Here is an 18,618-nt window from a genome sequence, read left to right on the forward strand (position 1 = left end):
ACCGATGGTGGCCGCCGGCTGGCGCCTGACGCTATAAGACCGAAAGACCCAGCCCACGTTCGAATTGCTCGAGAAAACGGGATGGAGCGTTCGATTGGGCCCCGCTGGACCGGTCCATATGGATGACGAGCCGGTCGCGTTTGACCGGATCGCTCAGTATTTCCAGCAGCCCGAGCAAGGCGGCGCCGCTTAACTCGACGTCATAGTCGCAGTTTTCCAAGAAAAGAAACGCCTCCTCATACAGCCGGTCAGTATTGCCAGCTTCGTGGTAATGCCTGAGGAGGAAGAAGAGGTCTGGGGCGTCCTTGTTGTCGAGCAATCCCCTGTCGTTCCAGGCCAAGAGCTTGAGGGCCGCCAGCGCAGGTATCGAAACGACGTTGACGATAAGGCGGTGACCCACGTCTACTTGCACTGCCGATCTGAGCGCTTCGGGATATCCGATCACATTCATTACGACGGCCATATCTGGTGGCCAGGCGATCGTGTTTGCATTGTTCTCGATTGCGCCGAACGGAATGAGATCGAGCGGGTATGCGCCTCCAAATTGGGGGCGCTGATAATAAAGTCGATGCGCCGCGCCCTCCGCTGCCTGGAAATCGCCGCGATCGAAAGAGATGGGATCAGGCGTCGTGAAACGAAATTTCTTCAGCTTCGGCCGCAGTCGGCTCATGTACCCGGTTGCCCATTCGCTCAACATGACCTCGGGCGAAATAATGATACGCCGCCCGTCGGGTGCGGTGCCGATAAAGCCACGCGCGTCCAACACCTCGAGCACCTTTCCGATCGCTCCGGTGGATACGCGCGTGGATATAGAAATGTCTCGGTAGGGAGCGTTCAACATAGACGGGCTGGCGAGGAAAGCGAACATCATGCGTATGGCTGCGGGCGTGATCGTCATCTCGCGTTCGGCGAATAGCGAGCCCTTCTCGAGCTTTCGTCCAGTAACATTGATCAGTATGCCCTGTCCGTCCGTCACATAGGCGTTGCCGGCAGTATCGATGAACTGGATGTCCAGTTCACGGCAGCGGGACGCCATTGCATCGGTCAGAGGACCTGACACGAGCAAGGTTGACTGGTCGACGACAGATCTGGCTTTGAGGTCATCCAGGACCAGGTAGCGATCAATTTTTTGCTTGAGTTCGCAGCGGTAGTGCAGCGTCTTTCCCGCGACCTCGAGTGCAACAGCGACTTGCGTCCCGCCGACATTATCAATAAGTCTCTTGCCGGCGATTCCAGTGGCCTCGCGCAAGCCGCCTAACGCGTCTTCTATCAAGCCCGCTGCCGACACAGACAGGACAGAAATATCGTTCTGAATAAAAAGTTGAACAGTCAAGCGTGTACGGTTACCAGCTCGGCCCGAGGAACAGATACATCGTGCGGTTGCCGTCGCGGGTGGCGCCGGCGCCCAGATACGCCGGGCCGAAACGGGTGTCGACGGCGACGAAGACGCTGGCGGCCTGCTTGCGCGAACTGCTGCGAATCGACAGGTCCTGGTCGAAGCCGCCGCCGGTCTCGAGCGAGAAGCCGGCGCGCACCGTGCCGCCCAGGGTGACGGGCAAGGCGCCGACGCGGCGCGCCAGCACCAGGCGGGCAAACGCGATGGTGCGGCCCTGCACCGAGTCGGCGGCGGTGCCCGACAGGCGCAGGAAGCCGCCCAGGTTCAGCGGCGCGGCGCCCTGCTGCGCGTGGGCCCATTCGCCGTACAGGTGGCCGGCCCAGTTTTCGGTGTGCAGCGCCGCCATGCCCACCAGCGACGAGCGCGCCAGCGACTCGCCGCTGTTGCTGCCGGGCGAGCGCTCGAGCGAGGCGTCGAGCAGGTAGCCGCGGCTGGGAAAGCCGAGCGAGTCGAGCGTATCGACCCGGTAGCGCAGGAACTGGGTGGTGTCGAACGCGCGCTCGGTCGGCGTGCCGGCCACTTCCGGCACCACCACGCGGGTGCCGGCGCTGCGGCGGGTGACGCCGACCTGGGCGTCGCCCCAGTTGCCCAGCTGGCGCCCCAACGTGACGCTGGCGCTGCGCGCGTTGTAGCCGATGCGCGACAGGCGGCGGCCGTCGGCGAACACGTCGCCCGAGGACGAACCGTACTGCAGCGACGGCGCCACGTACCAGCTGGAACCGGCGCCGAGCGGCTGCCAGAACTGCACGCCGACGTCGCGCTTGTCGCCGATGCCCATCACGGCGCGCACTTCGGCGCCCCAGCGGTTGACCGAGGTGCGCACGTACATCAGTTTCAGGGCGAAGGTATTGGCGTCGGCAAAGTCGCTGCCCAGCTCGAGGCCGACGCGCAGCCGGTCGCTGGCCCATTCGGCTTCGGTGGCGCGGATCAGCACGCTGCGCTTGCCGTCCTGGTCGCCGATGTCGGTTTCGACCCGCGCCAGGTCGCCGCGCCCGTACAGCGCATCGGCGGCGCGGCGCACCTGCGCGACGGTGACGCCGTTGCCTTCGACCAGGCCGGACTGCACCACCAGCGCCTGCGGGTTGATGCGCCCGGAACTGGTGGCGTCGACCTTTGCCAGCGGCAGCGCGCCGTCCTGCAGCGCCGGCGGCGCCAGCCGGCCGTTTTCGAACAGCGCGTACTGCTTCGCCTCCATCGCCAGCGGCGCCAGCCGCGCGGCCAGCGCGCGGGCAGCGCGTTCGCCGGCGGCGATCGCGTCGGCGGACTGGGCGAAGTCGAGAAAGCCGACGCCGTCGAGCTCGGGCGCGACGAGGATATCCTGCGGCTGCAGTTCCTTGACCGAGCGCTGGACGTTCTGTTCGGTCAGGATGTTGAGCATCTGCTGGGCCACGCCGAGCGCGCTGCCGAGCTCCTTTTCCGGCGCCAGCGCGGTGCCGACGTTGACGGCGATGACGATGTCGGCGCCCATTGCGCGCGCCAGGTTGACCGGCAGGTTGCGCACCAGGCCGCCGTCGACGACCAGCCGGCCGTCTACCCGCACCGGGGCGAATACGCCGGGCACCGCCAGCGACGCGCGCATCGCCAGGAACAGCGGCGTGTCGACCAGCTCGACCGGCTGGCCGGTCAGCAGGTCCGAGGCGACCGAGCGGAACGGCAGCGCCAGCTGGCTGACGGCCAAGTCGCGGGTGCCGGCCGGCAGCAGGCGGCCAAGCGCCTGCTCCAGCGCGGCGTTGCCGGCCGCCGACGGCGGCAGCGACAGGCCGCGCGAATTGACGCCAAATTCAATGCGCGAGGGCAGCAGCACGTCTTCCTCGCGGCGGCGAAACGCCAGCTGGTCGCGCGCCGGGCGGTCGGCCACGACCTGCTCCCAGTCGGTGTCGCGCGCCATCCGTTCGAGGTCGGCCACCGAGGCGCCGGCCGCATACGCGCCGCCGACCACGCTGCCCATGCTGGTGCCGACCACCAGGTCGACCGGCACGCGCAGTTCGCGCAGCACGCGCAGCACGCCGATGTGGGCGAAGCCGCGCGCGCCGCCGCCCGACAATACCAGCGCGATGCGCGGGCGCGCCGCCGGCGCCGCAGTCGGCGCATCAGCCTGCTCGGCGCCGGCCTGCGCCGGCAAGGCGACGGCCAGCAGCAACGCGCAGGCGCCGCGCACGACATCGGCGGTCACAACGTGGGACAGTCTCGGGCTTGGGCGCAGGCGCAAAAGGCTGGGCACGCGGGCTTACTGAAGCTGCGAAGGTGCGCCGTTCGGATTGACGGCGCGCGTTGGCGGCGCCATCTGCACCGGTGCCGGCGCAGGCTGCGCCTGCTGCTGCTGCGGCAGGACCGGGCCCATCTGAAGCTGCTGCTGTTGCTGCTGTTGCTGCTGTTGCTGCGGTGGCGGCGGCGGTTGTTGTTGCGGTTGTTGTTGTTGCTGTTGCTGCTGCTGCGCCTGTTGCGGCTGGGACTGTTGCTGCTGGCCCGGCAGCGGCGACGGCGGCACGCCGTTGGAAGCGCGGGTGTCGGTGGCCAGTTCGATGCGCTTGAGGACGCCACCGTCGGACAGCATCACGTAGCGCGGGTGCACTTCGCGCACGGTGACGCCGGCGACGACTTCCTTGCCCAGCTTGAGCGCCTTGGGCGGCGCGCCGTCGGCGACGATGATGGCCACGCTCTCGCGCCCGGCCGCAACGACCCCGGTCAGCTGGTAATTGGCGGCCACCGCGGCCGAGGCCTGGCCGCCGAACAGGGTGGCGGCGGCGTCGATGCCCGGCTGCGGCATCGACGCCGGCGCGGCCGCCGCCAGCGGGCGCTGGGCCGGCTGGTACAGCTGCATGACCCAGTAGACGACCGAGACCGACAGCAAGATCAGGGCAAGCAGGGTTAATACTAGTGGCATACGCTTCATCGACATCCTTCAGGTTCCCTCGGTTACCGCACCAGCTGGTTGATTTCGATGATCGGCATCAGCACCGCCAGCACGATCAGCAGCACCACCACGCCCATCACCAGGATCAGCACCGGCTCGAGCAGGCCGGCAATGGTCAGCGCGCGCCGTTCGAGGTCGGCCTGCTGGGCGCTGGCCGCGCGCTCGAGCATGGCCGGCAGCTCGCCGGTGATTTCGCCGGCGCGGATCATGTGGATCAGCATCGGCGGGAAGTATTTTTGCGCCGACAGCGCGCGCGCCAGGCTGACGCCTTCGCGCACGCTGGCGCTGGCCTCCTCGACCAGGTCCTTCATCGCCACGTTCGACAGCGTGTCGCGGCTGGTGTCGAGCGCGCGCAAAATCGGCACGCCGGAACCGGTGGTGATCGCCAGCGTGCTGGCAAAGCGCGCAGTGTTCATGCTGCGCTCGAACTTGCCGTACACGGGCGCATCTAACAGCCACAGATGAAAGCGCTTCTTGAGGTCCGGGTTTTTCAGCGCGCGGCGCCACAGGAAGCCGGCGCCGATCAGGATTGCCGCCAGGTAGATGCCGTAGGCGCGCATGAAGTTCGACAGCGCCAGCATCATCACCGTCAGCAGCGGCAGCTTTTGCTTGGTGTTGGCGAACACCGAGACGATCTGCGGCACCACGTAGGTGAGCAGGAAAATGACGATCGCGAACGCCACCACGGTGACGATGGCCGGGTAGATGAACGCGAGGCGCACCTTGGCGACCAGCGCGTTGCTGCGTTCGATGTAGTCGGCCAGGCGCGACAACACGCGCGCGAGCTGGCCGATCTGCTCGCCCGAGGCGACCAGCGCGCGGTAGATTTCGGCGAAGTCGCGCGGGTGGCGCGACAGCGCGTCGGAGAACGAGGCGCCGCCCATCACTTCGGAGCGGATCGAGGCGACCAGGTCGCGCACGTACGCGCGTTCAGCCTGCTCGAGCAGCGCGGTGAAAGCCTGTTCGAGCGGCAGGCCGGCTTCGAGCAGGCTGGCCAGCTGGCGGGTAAACAGCGCCAGCTCGATCTGCGACAGGCGCTCGCCGAAGCCGCGGCTCTTGGCGACGCCGGCGGCATCGAGCTGGGTGGCGATGGCGTCGACCATCAGCGGCGTCAGGCCCTGGCTGCGCAGGTCGGCGCGCGCGGAGCGGGGGTTGTCGGCGTTGACGACGCCCTTGCGGGTGGCGCCGCCGGCATCGACGGCTTCGTAGCGGAAAGCGGGCATCTGGTCTTAGTCCTTGGTCACGCGCAGCAGTTCGGCCTGGGTGGTGGTGCCGTTCTGCAGCCACCGTTCGCCGTCCTCGCGCATGGTCTTCATGCCGTGCCGCTGGGCGGCGCCGCGGATGTCGGCTTCGGAGGCGCGGTTGTGGATCTGGGCGCGGATGTCGTCGGTCGTCTCGAGCAGCTCGTAGACGCCGACCCGGCCCTGGTAGCCGGTGTGGCCGCACTTGTCGCAGCCGACCGATCGCCAGTACTGGCCGTCGGGCTGCTTGCAGCTTTCGCACAGTTTGCGCACCAGCCGCTGCGCCATCACGCCGAGCAGCGACGACGACAGCAGGAACGGCTCGATCCCCATGTCGAGCAGGCGCGTGACCGCCGCGGCCGAGTCGTTGGTGTGCAAGGTCGCCAGCACCAGGTGGCCCGTCAGCGACGCCTGCACCGCGATCTGCGCCGTTTCGAGGTCGCGGATCTCGCCGATCATGATGACGTCCGGGTCCTGGCGCAGGATCGCCCGCAGCGCCTTGGCAAAACTCATGTCGATGCGGGCATTGACCTGGGTCTGGCCGACGCCGATCAGGTCGTACTCGATCGGGTCTTCGACGGTCAGGATGTTGGTGGTCGACGCGTTCAGCCGCGACAGCGCCGCGTACAGGGTGGTGGTCTTGCCCGAACCGGTCGGGCCGGTCACCAGCACGATGCCGTGCGGCTGGTTGATCATGCGGTCGAACTGCGGCAGCAGCGACGGGCTCATGCCCAGGTGCGACAGGTCGAGGCGGCCGGCTTCCTTGTCGAGCAAACGCAATACGGCGCGCTCGCCGTGGCCGGTGGGCAAGGTCGACACGCGCACGTCGACCGGTTTACCGCCGACGCGCAAGGTGATGCGGCCGTCCTGCGGCAGGCGCTTTTCGGCGATGTCGAGCTGCGACATGATCTTGATGCGCGAAATGAGCGAGGCGTGGATCGCCTTGCGCGGGCGCACCACGTCGCGCAGCGCGCCGTCGATGCGAAAGCGCACCACCGAGGTCTGCTCGAACGGCTCGATGTGGATGTCGGAGGCGCCTTCGCGCAGCGACTGCGTCAGCAGCGCATTGATCATGCGGATCACCGGCGCGTCGTCGGACGACTCGAGCAGGTCCTCGATGGCCGGCACGTCCTGCAGCAGCTTGGTCAGGTCGAGGTCGGCGTCGAACTCGTCGACCACCTGCGAGGCGTCGCCGCCGGCGCCGGCGTAGGCGGTGGCAATGGCCGCCTCGAGGTCGGCGCGCTCCATGCGGCGCAGCGCGACGCGGCCGAAACGGCGCGACACTTCGGCAATCGCCGTCGGCGCGGTCGCGCCCGACACCCACACCTCGATCGCATCGGCGCCGCCGTCGACGCTCTTTGCCAGCACGCCGAAATCGCGGGCAAAGGCATAAGGCAACAAATTACTCATCGGTACTGCCTTTCTATTTCTGCACCGGCCGGTAGGTTGGCACGGGCGCCTGCTGCTGTGGCGGCTGCTGCTGCGGTGGTGCCTGCGGCAGCGCCATGCCCGGACGGGCCGGCACCGGCGCTGGCCGTTTCAGCGGCAGCGGCGCCATCGCGGCGCCCGGCGGCGGCTGGCCGTCGGTCAGCGGCGGCAGTACCGGCTCGCCGAGTTCCTTGACCAGCACCGTCTTGTCGCGTGGCTGGGCGTCGATGCCGGACGAGCGCATGTAATCGTAGCGGCTCAGCGAAATGTCGTTGCTGTCTTCCTTGCTGCGCACGATCACCGGGCGCAGGAACACCATCAAGTTGGTCTTGCTGCGCTTGCGGCTCTGATACTTGAACAGATTGCCCAACACCGGGATATTGCCCAGGCCCGGCACCTTTTCCTCGGTGGCGCTGGCGTCGTCCTTGATCAGGCCGCCGAGCACGATGATCTGGCCGTCGTCGGCCAGCACGTTGTTTTCGATGATGCGGATGTCGGTGGTGACGCCGGCGGCATCGCCGCGGCTGGACTGCACCACGCTCGAACTCTCGTTGTAGATGGCCAGCTTGATCGTGCCGCCTTCGGAAATCTGCGGGCGCACCTTCAGCGTCAGGCCGACGTCGCGGCGGTCGATGGTCTGGAACGGATTGGCGTTGGCGCCGCCGGTCGGGGTGGTGAACTGGCCGCTGATGATCGGCACGTTCTGACCGACCTTGATGGTCGACAACTCGTTGTCGAGCGTGAGCATGTTCGGCGTCGACAGGATGTTGCCGTTGTTGTTGTTTTCGAGCGCATGGGCGACCGCGCCCAGGCTGAGCATGCCGTTGACCTGCTTGAACAGGCCGACCGAGAAGCCGGGGCCGGGCGCGGCCGCCTTGGTGGCGAGCGAAATGAGGCTGTTGCCCGGCGAAATGGCGGAGGCATTGAAGTTCTGCACGCCGCCGACGCGGTAGCGGCTGCTGTCGTCGCCGCTGGCGGCGAGCCACTGCACGCCGAATTCGGACGCCTTGTCGGAATTGACCTCGACCACCAGCGCCTCGATGTAGACCTGGGCGCGGCGCACGTCGAGCTGGTCGATGACGGCGCGCAGGTTGCGGTACACCGGTTCGCTGGCGGTGATGATCAAGGTGTTGGTCGAGGCATCGGCCTGGATGAAGCCGGCGCCGGTAGCGCCACCGCCGGCGCCGGTGGTCTGGCCGGGGCTTTGCGCATTCATGCTGCTGCCGCCGGTGCCGCCGAGGGTGCCGCCGCCTTGCTGCTGGCCCTGGCCGGCCATGCCCGCGCCCGCCTGTACCGAGCCGCCGGCGGTGCCCTGCGCCTGCTGCGGCAGCGAGGTGTCGGACGACACCACCGCGCGCAAGGTCTGCGCCAGCTTGGTGGCGTCGGCGTTTTTCAGGTAGACGACGTGGACGTTGCCCGCTTCCGCGGTCGGCTGGTCGAGTTTGGCAATCAGCGACTTGGCCAGGTTCGCGCGCGCCGGCGAAGGCGCGCGCACCACCACCGAATTGGTGCGCGGATCGGCCAGCACCGACACGCGGCCGGAGTCGCCGCCGGCGGTCGGCTCGAGCAGCCGGCTGACCATGGTGGCGATGTCGCTGGCGATGGCGTAACGGATCGGCACGACGTCGAGGCCGCCGGAGACCGGGGCGTCGAGGGCGGCGATGATCTTCGCCAGCCGGCGCAGGTTGTCGGCGTAGTCGGTGATCACCAGGCTGTTGTTGCCCGGGTTGCCCATGATCGAATTGTTCGGCGAAATGAGCGGGCGCAGCACGGCCGTCAGGTTGGCGGCCGACTCGTAATTGAGGCGGAACACCTGGGTGGCGATCTGGTCGCCCTTGACGCGCGGCGCGCCCAGGCCAACCAGGGTGGGCGAACTTTGCAGCTTCGCTTCGGCTTCCGGCACCACCTTGGCGTAGCCTTCGGCGGTGACGACCGCGTAGCCCTGCAGGCGCAACGCCGACGTCAGCAGCGAGAACGCCTGCGACTTCGACAGCGACTTTTCCGACACCAGCGTCAACGTGCCCTTGACGCGCGGGTCGATGACGAAGGTGATGCCGGTGTAGTGGCCGACCGCCTTGATGACCGACTCCATGTCGGCGTTGACGAAGTTGAGCGCGGCGCCGGAAGCGGACGGCTCCTGCGCGGTGGCCGGCAGCGGCAAGGCGATCGGCGCGGCTGCCAAGCCCAACAGGACGGCGGCGGCGAGCCGGCGCAGCGCCGGGACGGGGATGGTGCTGTGTGCTGGTTTTTTCATTATTTGAACTCTAACGCGATAATATTCTTGCCACCCACCATTCGGCGCTGGCCCAGTAAATTCAGGAGGTTGCCCAGCGTTTCTTCATATCCATTTGCGGCCGCGGCCTGGCCGGAAAACTGCAGCCGACCGCGGTCCAGCGATCCGTTGCCCGACAGCAGCAACGCACCGCGCACCGTCGTCAGGTTCAGTTTTGCCTGCTGGCCTTGCCAGTCCATCGCCAGCTCGTAGCTGCCGAGCGGCTTGACCGGGCTCATGCGCGAGCCCATGTCGTTCATTACCAGCACCGTGCGGCCATTCACCGCCACCGCCTGCTGCTGGCGCATCAGCTCCAGTGTAGACCAGGACAGCCGCATCACCCCGCTCGGCGCCAGGGTATTGAGCGGTGCGCCCAGGCCAGCCAGTCCTTCGGCCGGCAACATCAGTTCGGCCGGGCTGACCTGCCATTGCGACCAGCTGCCGGTGACCCGCACCGGCTGCGACAGCGCCAGCGGGTTTTCCAGCTGCAGCGACACGCTGCCGAGCAGCACCAGCGGCGACAAGCGCCACGCGAAGCGTCCCGGCAACAGCGGCGTCACCGCGCCGCCGGCGCCGGGCGCCCCGCCGATAAAGGCCGAGCCGCGCCACAGCGTACCCTGCGCATCCCCCAGAGTCAAACGTCCACCGGTCTGCTGTTCGACGATCGGCCCCAGCCAGGCGGCGGGGAAGAACGCCAGCACCGTCAGGGCGCCCGCCAACAGCGTCGCCAGGCCCCATAGCAAGGCGCGCTTCACTGCTTACCCGCGCCAGTGTCCTGGCGCAACGTCAAGGTCGCGTCAACCTGGCCGGCGGCGCTTTGCGCGCTGATCACAGCTTCCTGCACGGCAATACGGTTTTCGCGGCGCTGGGCGTCAAGCCAGGTGACCAGGTTGGCGAACGACACGCCCGACAGCTGGATGCGCGCGCTCTCGCCCGATACCGTCAGCGTCTGCGGCGTGATGCTCATCGCCGCCAGGCTGGCGGTGACGGCCTCGCGCGTCATGGGCGTTACCTGCGGCTGCGGCTGGCGCGCCAGTTCGCCCGCTTCGAGCGCCATCGCACGCAACAGCGCGCTTTCCTGGCGCAGGCGCGGCAAGTCTTTTTCGAGCTGGGCGCGGCCACTGACGGCAGGATCGATGAACAGCATGTAGATCAGCGCGCCGGCGGCGATGCCGCCGCCGATGGTGAGCGTCTTGCGCTCCTGGTCGGTGCGGGCGCGCCAGGCCAGGCCGATCCGTTCGCGCCACTGGGCAATGCTGGTGACGGCGCTCATGGCTTCGCTCCCGTGTTGTTGCGGATCAGCCAGGTGGCCGGCGCCGTTTCGCTGAAGGCGAGGTTGCGCGCCGCCAGCGCGCTCTTGAGCTGGCCGGCCACGCCTGGATCGGCCGGCTCTGGTTTGACCTTGATGCTGAGCGAACGTTCCCGGAATTCGAGCGAGGCGAGCGACAGCGGGCGCGGCAGGGAGCGCGCGGCCTCGCCGAAGGCTGCCGCCTGGTAGGTAAATTCGTCGGGCGAGAGCTGGCCGCTGGCGGCGCGCGCGCGCGCGATGTTCATCTTCATCTGCACCACCGGATCCTGGATCACCGTGTCTTTCGGGTAGGTTGCCTTGTAGGTTTGCAGCATCGCCGCGCGGGTGGCGTCGGCTTCGCGCTTCAGGCGCAGCCACTCGATGTTCAGGCCCGCCAGGTTGACCACCAGCGCCAGCAAGGCCAGGCGCAGCGGCCAGCGCCAGCGCTGCCAGTCGGTGGCGCGCGCGCCCGCCGCGCCCAGCGCCGGCACCAGGTCGAGGTTGGTGCTGCGGCTGCCGGCGATCCAGTGGGTCCAGTCGTCGGCCTCGATCGTCGTCGCCGGGTCGGCTTCGGCCGCCAGCGCCTGGAACTGGCCGAGGTCGGCGGCCGGCACGTACAAGGTCAGCGGGGCGTCGCCGGCCAGCGCGCGCACCATCTGCAGCGCCGTGTCCGGGGTGCTGGCGATGGCCAGTCCCATGCCGTGATACAGGCCGTCGCGCAAGGTCAGCACGGACGGCTCGACCGCGGCGGTGACGTGGCCCGGCTGCAGCGGCAGGCACAATTGGGCCGGCAGCGCGCCGACGCTGCGCGCGCCCATCGCCAGCACGGTGCGCACCAGCGACTCCAGATACGTGCGCTGCACAACGGCAACGCTGCGCAGGCCGTCGGGCGACTGCGCGGGCGCGGCCGTCAGCACCGCTTCGGACGGGTCGCCCAGCACCTGCTCTTCGACCAGGCTCGGCAACGCCGCCTTCAGGCGCGGACCCGACAGCGGCGGCGCCTTGACGTGCAGCATGGTGACGTCGACGGCGGCGATCAGCAACAGCACGCGGCGGCTGGCCGCGGCCAGGTCGGCGAAGCCGCGCAGCGCGCCCTCGCCCTGCTGCTCGATGGCGCCGTTGTCGGCCACCAGCGCGAAACGCGACAAGGCCGCTTCGCCGTCGGTGCGCGCCGGCAGGCGGATATATAAAGTGCTCAAACGGTCTCGCTTTCTTCTAGTTTTGCCGCACCCACACCAACGTCGTGAGCTTGCGGGCATCGTCGCGGTTGATCAATGCTTCGGCGTCCAGCGCGGCGCGGTCGAGCCGCACCCGGCTATACACCAGGAAATAATTGCTTTTCACTCCGCCCGCCTTGTCGACCAGGCTCTTGCCGTTCAGCTCGGTGGAAAACTGGCCGATGTTGAGCCACGCCGCGCTCTTGCGCCGCGCCACCAGCGCATTCGCCTCGGCCAGCGAAAAGCCGTCGATCAACGCGGCCAGCACTTCCGGCGGCGCCGTATTGACGTTGACCGTGGTGACATCCGGCAGCACGATGACGAAGTCGCGCAACTTGTTGACCACCTCCACCGTATAACCCGGAATGGTCAGCAAGTCGTCCAACTGCGTCAAGCGGACCGGGGCGTTATTCGTCTTCGGCACCGGCTTCGGCCCGACCTCGGTCAGCGGTTCCCCCCCGGCCACGACTACTTGCGCGCTGGCCACGGCGATGGCGGTGCGCTCGGCCAAAGCCGGATCGAGCTTGAGGTTGGTCAGCAGGCGCCGGTAGATGCCCACCTGCACCAGCGTCGGCGTGCGCTGCGCGGCCAGGTTGGTCAGATTGTACCGCGACGTTGCGTCGACGATTCTGCCCGACAAGGTCGCGTCGAATACCTCGCCGGCAACCCGCTCGCGTTCGATGTACTGGTCGAGCCGGGTTTCGGCCAGCGGCGTCGCCCACACCTGGTTCAGCGACGTGTAGTCATTGTCGCGCGCGTCCTGGCGCAGCACCAGGCCGGCCCAGTCGAGCGCGCCGCGCAAGATCCACTTCGTCTGCAGGTGCAAGCGCTGGTTTTCCATCGAGCGCACCTGCACCTGCTGGGCCCAGAACAGGCTGGCGACGATCGTCACCGCCAGGGTCGTCAACAGCAAGGCGGTGATGACGGCGACGCCGCGCTGGCGCGCCGGCAGAGTAAGTTTTTTCATATGCCCCCCAGCAGGAACGCCTTGCGCATCGGCGCGGCCAGGCCCTGCACCTGCAGCGCCACCTGCAGCCCGCTCGGCCCGGCCTCGCCCGGCGCCGGCGGCTGCGGCTCCTGCTGCGCTTGCTGCTGGGCGCCCTGGCGCCACTGGTTCTGCTGCCACGTTTCGATCTGCATGCCGGTCACGCCGGCCTGCAAGGTTACCGGCGGGGTCGGGTCGACGTCGCTGATGGCGGCCTGCCACAGCACGTCGAGCTGCATCAGGTCGCGCGTGCTGGCCGATTCGCGCCGCGTCAGCATGCCGTCGCGCACCCGGTACGACACCACCTGCAGGCGCATCGCTTCGTTCTCGACATAGCTGGTGCGCACCAAGGTCAGGCGGTCGACGCCTGCCTGCAGGAAGGCGCGCTTGTCGAGCAGCGCGCCTTCGGCCATGTGCTCGGCATCGCTTTGCATCTGGGCAAACGCGAGCTGCATGCCGCGCGTCACTTCCATCTGGTCGGTCAGGGCCACGCGCGCGCGCACGATGCCGTCCAGGCCGCGCCAGCCGAGCACGGCCACCATCGCAAGAATGCTGATCGCCACCAGCAGCTCGACGAGCGTAAAACCGCGGGCGCGCTTCATTGCGGCCTCATCACAAGTTGCACCAGTTTCAGGATGCGCCGCTCCGGGTTCTGCATGTCGTACACGCCGACTTCGACGCGGCGCAGCAGCGGGTTCGGGCTTGCCAGCACTTCTTCCTCGCAGACGAGGTTGAGGTCGCCCTGCGGGCACTCGAAGCTGCGCTTGCCGACGGCGGGAAATTCGCGCGCCAGGCGAATCTGCACCAGCCGGTTTTCGGCCGACCAGGTCGCCATCATCGCGGTGCGCAGGCCGGCGCTGTTCGACGCCAGGCTGCCGACCGCGCGCATCGAGGCGCCCAGCGCGGTGCCGACGATGACCAGGGCCACCAGCACTTCGAGCAGGGTAAAACCGGATTGTCGGGTGTGGATGCGCATGGTCATTCGACGACGAAGTGGCCGATGCCGTCGGCGCGGATGGCGACACGGGCGTCGCCACTGGCGAGAGTGAGCAGGAAAGGCTTGTCGACCGGCTCGCGGCCAAACGTGATGCGCAGCGGATTGCCGGAGCCGGCGCCGGCCGGGTCGATCAGCAGCGACACCGGGGCGTTCTTGAACGCGCGCTCGCGCAGCAGGTCGTCGCCGGCCACCGGATCCCAGCGCGTTTCGTTGCGCACCAGGAAGCGATAGCGCTCGCCGTCGGCCTCGAAGGCGACCAGGCGGTTGCGCACGATCGCTTCGTCGCGGGCGAGCTGCAGCAGCAACGCGAGGCGCTGGGCCTCGTTTTGCAGGTTCTGCTGCGGGCTGGGGATCGCATTGAGCGAGACGATGCCCAGCGTGATGCCGATGATCACCATCACGACCATCAGCTCCACCAGGGTGAAGCCGCGGGCCGCGCGGCGGCTGTCGATGACGGGCAAGCGAACCCCCTGGGTTAGATTGCTGACGTGGCTTCCTTGATCATTCCCACGAACCGATGTCGCTGTCGTCGCCGGTGCCGCCCGGCTGGCCGTCGGCGCCGAGCGAGAACAGGTCGACTTCACTGCCGTGTACGCCAGGGTACATGTACTGGTACGGACTGCCCCATGGATCTTTTGGCAATTTGTCGATGTAGCCGCCGGCCTTCCAGCCGTTGGCGGCCGGGCCGCCGGTCGGCTTGGCGATCAGCGCCTGCAGGCCCTGCTCGGTGGTCGGGTAGCGCTGGTTGTCGAGCTTGTAGAGCTTGAGCGCCTGCATCAGGGTCGAAATGTCGACCTTGGCGGCGGTAATGCGCGATTCGCCGGTGCGGCCCATCAGCTTGGGCACCACCAGGGCGCCGAGGATGCCGATGATGACGACCACCACCATGATCTCGACCAGGGTGAAGCCGCGCTGCAGGCGCTGGCGCATTGAACGACGTGAAGTACGAAATGGAATTTGCATGGTCATGGGTGCGCGATCGGAAAAGGAATGCAGAGCAATTGGCAGAGTATAGAGCGGTTTCGCCGTGACGGCCAAAATAGGGCCGATGAACATTGTAAGGCAGTGTGCACGGCGACGCCCACTCGTTGCCGCATCGATCAGACGGGATGGCCGGCACCGTTGCAGACCTGGCAATCGGCGTTGCGCGCAACGGCGATGCTGGTCCATTCCATGGCGCGCCCGTCGAGCAGCAGCAGGCGCCCGGCCAGCGACTGGCCGATGCCCACCAGCAGCTTGAGCGCCTCGGCCGCCTGCATCGCGCCGATCACGCCGACCAGCGGGGCGAACACGCCCATGCTGCTGCAGGCGGCGTCGACGAAGCCGGTCGCCTCGGGAAACAGGCAGGCGTAGCAGGGCGAATCGGCCTGGCGCTGGTCAAACACGCTGAGCTGGCCGTCGAAACGGATCGCCGCGCCCGACACCAGCGGCACGCGGGCGGCCACGCAGGCGCGATTGACGGCGTGGCGGGTGGCGAAGTTGTCGCTGCAGTCGAGCACGACAGAGGCCGCGCCGACCAGCTCGGCGAGCCGTTCGCCGCCGGCGCGCTCGCGCAGCGCCACCACGTCGACGCCGGGATTGATCTGCAGCAGCGCCGCGCGGCCGGAATCGACCTTCGGCTGGCCGATGCGGGCAGTGGCGTGCATCACCTGGCGCTGCAGGTTGGTCAGGTCGACGTCGTCGTCGTCGACCAGCACGATGCGCCCGACGCCGGCGGCGGCCAGGTACAGCGCGGCGGGCGAGCCGAGACCGCCGGCGCCGATAATGAGCGCACTGGCGCCGAGCAGGCGCTGCTGGCCCTCGATGCCGATCTCGCCCAGCAGGATGTGGCGCGAGTAGCGCAGCAGCTGGTCGTCGTCCATCGACGCGCTATGGCTCATTTCTTGACCGGCGCGCCCTTGATGTCGGGCGGCGTGGCGGTCGCCGGCGCCACCGGCACTGCCGGCTCGGCCACCTCGATCGCCAGGTCGGCCTTGGCCAGCTTGACCGGCAAGCCCTTGAAATGATTCAGCGCCTGGGTCAGCTGGAAATCGTCCTTGCTGCCGAATTCGAGCGGCTTGCGGTTCTTGCCGGCCGCGGCGACGCGCCGCTCTTCCTCGAGTTCGTCGCGCCTGGCCCTGGCCTGGATTTCGCCCATCGTGGCGGCCTTCGCGGATTTGTCGTCGCCGTTGCCGAGGTGCTTGATCAGGTCTGCCTCGCGCACGCGCAGACCGTTCAGGCCGTCGCCGTCGGCGGTCTCGTCGACCAGCAGGTCGGGCATGATGCCCTTGGCCTGGATCGAGCGGCCCTGCGGCGTGTAGTAACGGGCCGTGGTCAGCTTGACGGCCGTTTCGGGCGAGAGCTGGCGCAAGGTCTGCACCGAGCCCTTGCCGAAAGTCTGGCTGCCCATGATGATGGCGCGCTTGTAGTCCTGCAGCGCGCCGGCGACGATTTCGGACGCCGACGCCGAGCCGGTGTTGACCAGCACCACCATCGGCACGGTCTTGAGCCCGGCCGGCAGCTTGGCGAGCGGGTCGCCGCCGCTGCGGCCGGCGTAGAACTCGCGGCGGCCGTAAAACTTCTGGTTCGAGTCGGGCAACTGGCCGATCGTCGAGACAATGACTTTATCTATCGGCAAGAAGGCGGCGGACACGCCGATGGCGCCGGGCAGCAAGCCGCCCGGGTCGTTGCGCAGGTCGAGCACCAGGCCCTTGATGTTTGGCTCCTGGGCGTACAGCGCGGCCGCTTTTGCCGCCAGTTCGTCGAGCGTGAGCTCCTGGAACTGGCTGATGCGCAGCCAGGCATAGCCGGGCTCGACGATCTTGCCCTTGACGCTGTGGACGCGGATTTCCTCGCGCACCAGCGGCACCGTCAGCGGCCGGTCCTCGCCGCGGCGGGCGATGGTCAAGGTGACTTTGCTGCCGGGGGCGCCGCGCATCTTCTTGATCGCCTCTTCCAGCGACAGGCCCTTGATCGGGCTGGCGTCGATGCGGGTGATCAGGTCGCCCGGCTTGATGCCGGCGCGGTAGGCCGGCGAATCCTCGATCGGCGAAACGATCTTGACGTAGCCGTCCTCGGTCGACACTTCGATGCCCAGGCCAACGAAGCGTCCCTGCATGCTCTCGCGCATTTCCTTGTAGGCCTTCTTGTCGAGATAGACAGAATGCGGGTCGAGCGAGGCGACCATGCCGGTGATCGCTTCGGACAGCAGCTTGCGGTCTTCGACCGGCTCGACGTAGTCGGACTTGATCAGTCCATACACGTCGGCCAGCTGGCGCAATTCGTCCAGCGGCAGCGGCGCGCCGCCGGCTTTTTGCGCGATGGCGGGAAACTGCATCGACAAGGCGACGCCGGCCACCAGGCCGATGCCGACCAGGCCGGCGGTACGGACGCGCCCGCCAGCCTTGCGAATAGTGTTCTGCTTCATGTTGTACCTTAGAATTTGATCCAGCTTGCCGGGTCGAGCGGCTTGGCCATATGCCTTATCTCAAAGTATAGACCCGATTCCTCGTTACCGCCCGTGTTGCCGACAGTGGCAATCGGATCGCCCGCCTTGACGGCGGCGCCAACGCGTTTGAGCAGCGTCTCGTTGTTGGCGTAGACGGCCAGGTAGTTGCTGCCGTGCGAGACGACGATCAGGTTGCCCATGCCGCGCTGCCAGCCGGCGTAGACGACGCGGCCGTCGGCCAGCGCGCTCACCTCGGCGCCGGCGGCGGCCTTGATGAACACCCCCTTCCAGGTGACGCCTTCGCGCTTGGCGCCGAACTTGGCGGCGACCCTGCCGGCCACGGGTGGGCGCAGCTGGCCGCGCAGGCTGGCAAAGGCGCCGTCGGTGCCGGTCGGCGCCAGCGCGATGTCGGCCGGGCGCGCCGCCGCCGGGTCCGGCTGCGGCGTGGCCGGCTTGGCCGCCACTTTCGGTTCGTCGGCATCGATCGGATCGGGCTTGAAGGCCGGCTTCGGCTCACCCGGCTTCGGTTTCGGCACTGGCTTGGCCGCTTCGCGCGCCAGCCGTTCGCGTGCGGCCTTCTTGCGGGCGTCGGCCAGCGCCTTCGCTTCGGCTTCGGCCCGGGCGCGCGCGGCGGCGACGACGGCCAGGCGGCGCTGCTCGGCGGCGGCCGCTTCGGCCTGCTCCTGGATCAGCCGGGTCAGCTTGTCGACCAGGCCGGCCAGGCGCTGCTCGTCGCGCTCGAGGTTGCCCACTTCCTTGCGCTGGACTGCCAGCTTGCTCGACACTGAGCTGAGCTGCGCGGCGCGGCGGATCTTTTCCGTCTCCAGCACGGCTTTTTGCTGTTGCTGTTCGGCGCCGATTTCTTCCAGCTCGTCCTTGGCGTTCTGGGTCTGCTCGCGGTTCGTCTCGACCGCCAGCAAGTTGCCGCGCAGCGAGGCGAGCAGGCGCGCCTGCGCCTGCGACACGTACGCCATCAGTTGCAGGTCGCGGTTGATGCGGTTCGGGTTGTCGCCCGACAGCAGCAGCTTGATGCGGTCTTCGTTGCCGGCCTTGTAGTGTTCGCGCAGCAGGCTGGCCAGCTGCTTTTTCTGCGCGGCGATGGTGGCGGCCAGCTTTTCCTGCGCCGTTTCCAGCTCGCGCAGCCTGGCATTGGTGCCGCCCTGCTCGGCGGCGAGGTCGCGCAGCGCGCGGTTGGCGTCGGAGATGGCTTCCTCCGACTCGGCCAGCGTGTCGGCGGCGTTTTCCTTTTCGCTTTCGGTGCGGCTGATGTCGCGCTTCAAGGTCGACAGCTTTTGCTGGATGCCGGCGCGGGTCGCTTCGGCGCTCGCCTTCTGCTTGCTCCGTTCGGTGGGCTTGGCGGCGCCGTGGGCGGCGGTGCTCGCGGCCAGTATCAAGGCAGTCAGGCAAAATGCCAACACCGCCCTGCTGGCTTGCTTCTTCATTGCTTCTTGCA

17 protein-coding genes are annotated in these 18,618 nt (G+C 67.9%); all 17 read right to left on the bottom strand.

The annotated features are described in order from the left end of the window. Window positions 1-31 precede the first annotated feature (31 nt). Window positions 32-1,333: a hypothetical protein gene (locus ACP7DD_RS02085; RefSeq protein ID WP_426173028.1), complete on the bottom strand. Its 1,302-nt coding sequence runs from the start codon at window positions 1,331-1,333 to the stop codon at window positions 32-34. Between the two features lie 10 nt (window positions 1,334-1,343). After that, a complete protein-coding gene (locus tag ACP7DD_RS02090) occupies window positions 1,344-3,569 on the bottom strand; it encodes a patatin-like phospholipase family protein (RefSeq protein WP_426173029.1) in 2,226 nt (741 codons plus the stop codon). A 54-nt stretch (window positions 3,570-3,623) separates the two neighbouring features. After that, window positions 3,624-4,280, bottom strand: a complete 657-nt coding sequence (locus tag ACP7DD_RS02095) for a type II secretion system protein N (RefSeq protein WP_426173030.1) — start codon at window positions 4,278-4,280, stop codon at window positions 3,624-3,626. 32 nt (window positions 4,281-4,312) lie between these two features. After that, entirely contained in the window at window positions 4,313-5,533 is a 1,221-nt protein-coding gene (gene gspF / locus ACP7DD_RS02100; protein ID WP_426173031.1) for a type II secretion system inner membrane protein GspF, read from the bottom strand. A gap of 6 nt (window positions 5,534-5,539) precedes the next feature. After that, window positions 5,540-6,961, bottom strand: coding sequence for a type II secretion system ATPase GspE (gene gspE, locus ACP7DD_RS02105; RefSeq protein WP_426173032.1), 1,422 nt, complete (start codon window positions 6,959-6,961; stop codon window positions 5,540-5,542). 13 nt (window positions 6,962-6,974) lie between these two features. After that, window positions 6,975-9,233 (bottom strand): type II secretion system secretin GspD, encoded by a 2,259-nt coding sequence (gene gspD, locus ACP7DD_RS02110; protein WP_426173033.1) that lies wholly within the window; start codon window positions 9,231-9,233, stop codon window positions 6,975-6,977. Then, on the bottom strand, window positions 9,233-10,006 hold the full coding sequence (gene gspN / locus ACP7DD_RS02115; RefSeq protein ID WP_426173034.1) for a type II secretion system protein N: 774 nt from the start codon (window positions 10,004-10,006) through the stop codon (window positions 9,233-9,235). The genes gspD and gspN overlap by 1 nt, the downstream gene beginning before the upstream one ends. Next, the gene (gene gspM, locus ACP7DD_RS02120; RefSeq protein WP_426173035.1) at window positions 10,003-10,524 is read right to left on the bottom strand and encodes a type II secretion system protein GspM; all 522 of its coding nucleotides are present in this window, start codon (window positions 10,522-10,524) and stop codon (window positions 10,003-10,005) included. The genes gspN and gspM overlap by 4 nt, the downstream gene beginning before the upstream one ends. After that, window positions 10,521-11,738, bottom strand: coding sequence for a type II secretion system protein GspL (gspL, locus tag ACP7DD_RS02125; RefSeq protein ID WP_426173036.1), 1,218 nt, complete (start codon window positions 11,736-11,738; stop codon window positions 10,521-10,523). The genes gspM and gspL overlap by 4 nt, the downstream gene beginning before the upstream one ends. A 16-nt stretch (window positions 11,739-11,754) precedes the next feature. After that, window positions 11,755-12,723, bottom strand: a complete 969-nt coding sequence (gene gspK / locus ACP7DD_RS02130) for a type II secretion system minor pseudopilin GspK (protein WP_426173037.1) — start codon at window positions 12,721-12,723, stop codon at window positions 11,755-11,757. Then, window positions 12,720-13,343, bottom strand: coding sequence for a PulJ/GspJ family protein (locus ACP7DD_RS02135; protein WP_426173038.1), 624 nt, complete (start codon window positions 13,341-13,343; stop codon window positions 12,720-12,722). The genes gspK and ACP7DD_RS02135 overlap by 4 nt, the downstream gene beginning before the upstream one ends. Further along, entirely contained in the window at window positions 13,340-13,723 is a 384-nt protein-coding gene (gene gspI, locus ACP7DD_RS02140; RefSeq protein WP_426173039.1) for a type II secretion system minor pseudopilin GspI, read from the bottom strand. The genes ACP7DD_RS02135 and gspI overlap by 4 nt, the downstream gene beginning before the upstream one ends. After that, window positions 13,720-14,199 (bottom strand): type II secretion system minor pseudopilin GspH, encoded by a 480-nt coding sequence (gene gspH / locus ACP7DD_RS02145; RefSeq protein ID WP_426173040.1) that lies wholly within the window; start codon window positions 14,197-14,199, stop codon window positions 13,720-13,722. Before gspH ends, gspI begins: the two co-directional genes overlap by 4 nt. A 40-nt stretch (window positions 14,200-14,239) precedes the next feature. Continuing rightward, a complete protein-coding gene (gspG, locus tag ACP7DD_RS02150; protein ID WP_426173041.1) occupies window positions 14,240-14,707 on the bottom strand; it encodes a type II secretion system major pseudopilin GspG in 468 nt (155 codons plus the stop codon). Window positions 14,708-14,838: 131 nt separating this feature from the next. Then, window positions 14,839-15,600 carry a HesA/MoeB/ThiF family protein gene (locus ACP7DD_RS02155; protein WP_426173318.1) on the bottom strand — a complete coding sequence of 254 codons (762 nt, stop codon included), beginning with the start codon at window positions 15,598-15,600 and terminating at the stop codon, window positions 14,839-14,841. A gap of 14 nt (window positions 15,601-15,614) precedes the next feature. After that, window positions 15,615-17,144, bottom strand: coding sequence for a S41 family peptidase (locus tag ACP7DD_RS02160; RefSeq protein WP_426173042.1), 1,530 nt, complete (start codon window positions 17,142-17,144; stop codon window positions 15,615-15,617). Window positions 17,145-17,152: 8 nt separating this feature from the next. After that, complete coding sequence (locus ACP7DD_RS02165) at window positions 17,153-18,607, bottom strand: murein hydrolase activator EnvC family protein (RefSeq protein WP_426173043.1); 1,455 nt, start codon at window positions 18,605-18,607, stop codon at window positions 17,153-17,155. Window positions 18,608-18,618: the final 11 nt, after the last annotated feature.

It is taken from the genome of Massilia sp. TWR1-2-2 (assembly GCF_049897565.1).
Classification (GTDB): Bacteria; Pseudomonadota; Gammaproteobacteria; order Burkholderiales; family Burkholderiaceae_D; genus JAFCUW01.

Bases quoted from the DNA above. Each gene is read 5' to 3' on its own strand.
- ACP7DD_RS02095 (WP_426173030.1), bottom strand. From the start codon at position 4,280: ATGCCACTAGTATTAACCCTGCTTGCCCTGATCTTGCTGTCGGTCTCG.
- gspF (WP_426173031.1), bottom strand. From the start codon at position 5,533: ATGCCCGCTTTCCGCTACGAAGCCGTCGATGCCGGCGGCGCCACCCGC.
- gspE (WP_426173032.1), bottom strand. From the start codon at position 6,961: ATGAGTAATTTGTTGCCTTATGCCTTTGCCCGCGATTTCGGCGTGCTG.
- gspD (WP_426173033.1), bottom strand. From the start codon at position 9,233: ATGAAAAAACCAGCACACAGCACCATCCCCGTCCCGGCGCTGCGCCGG.
- gspM (WP_426173035.1), bottom strand. From the start codon at position 10,524: ATGAGCGCCGTCACCAGCATTGCCCAGTGGCGCGAACGGATCGGCCTG.
- gspK (WP_426173037.1), bottom strand. From the start codon at position 12,723: ATGAAAAAACTTACTCTGCCGGCGCGCCAGCGCGGCGTCGCCGTCATC.
- ACP7DD_RS02135 (WP_426173038.1), bottom strand. From the start codon at position 13,343: ATGAAGCGCGCCCGCGGTTTTACGCTCGTCGAGCTGCTGGTGGCGATC.
- gspI (WP_426173039.1), bottom strand. From the start codon at position 13,723: ATGACCATGCGCATCCACACCCGACAATCCGGTTTTACCCTGCTCGAA.
- gspG (WP_426173041.1), bottom strand. From the start codon at position 14,707: ATGACCATGCAAATTCCATTTCGTACTTCACGTCGTTCAATGCGCCAG.
- ACP7DD_RS02155 (WP_426173318.1), bottom strand. From the start codon at position 15,600: ATGGACGACGACCAGCTGCTGCGCTACTCGCGCCACATCCTGCTGGGC.
- ACP7DD_RS02160 (WP_426173042.1), bottom strand. From the start codon at position 17,144: ATGAAGCAGAACACTATTCGCAAGGCTGGCGGGCGCGTCCGTACCGCC.
- ACP7DD_RS02165 (WP_426173043.1), bottom strand. From the start codon at position 18,607: ATGAAGAAGCAAGCCAGCAGGGCGGTGTTGGCATTTTGCCTGACTGCC.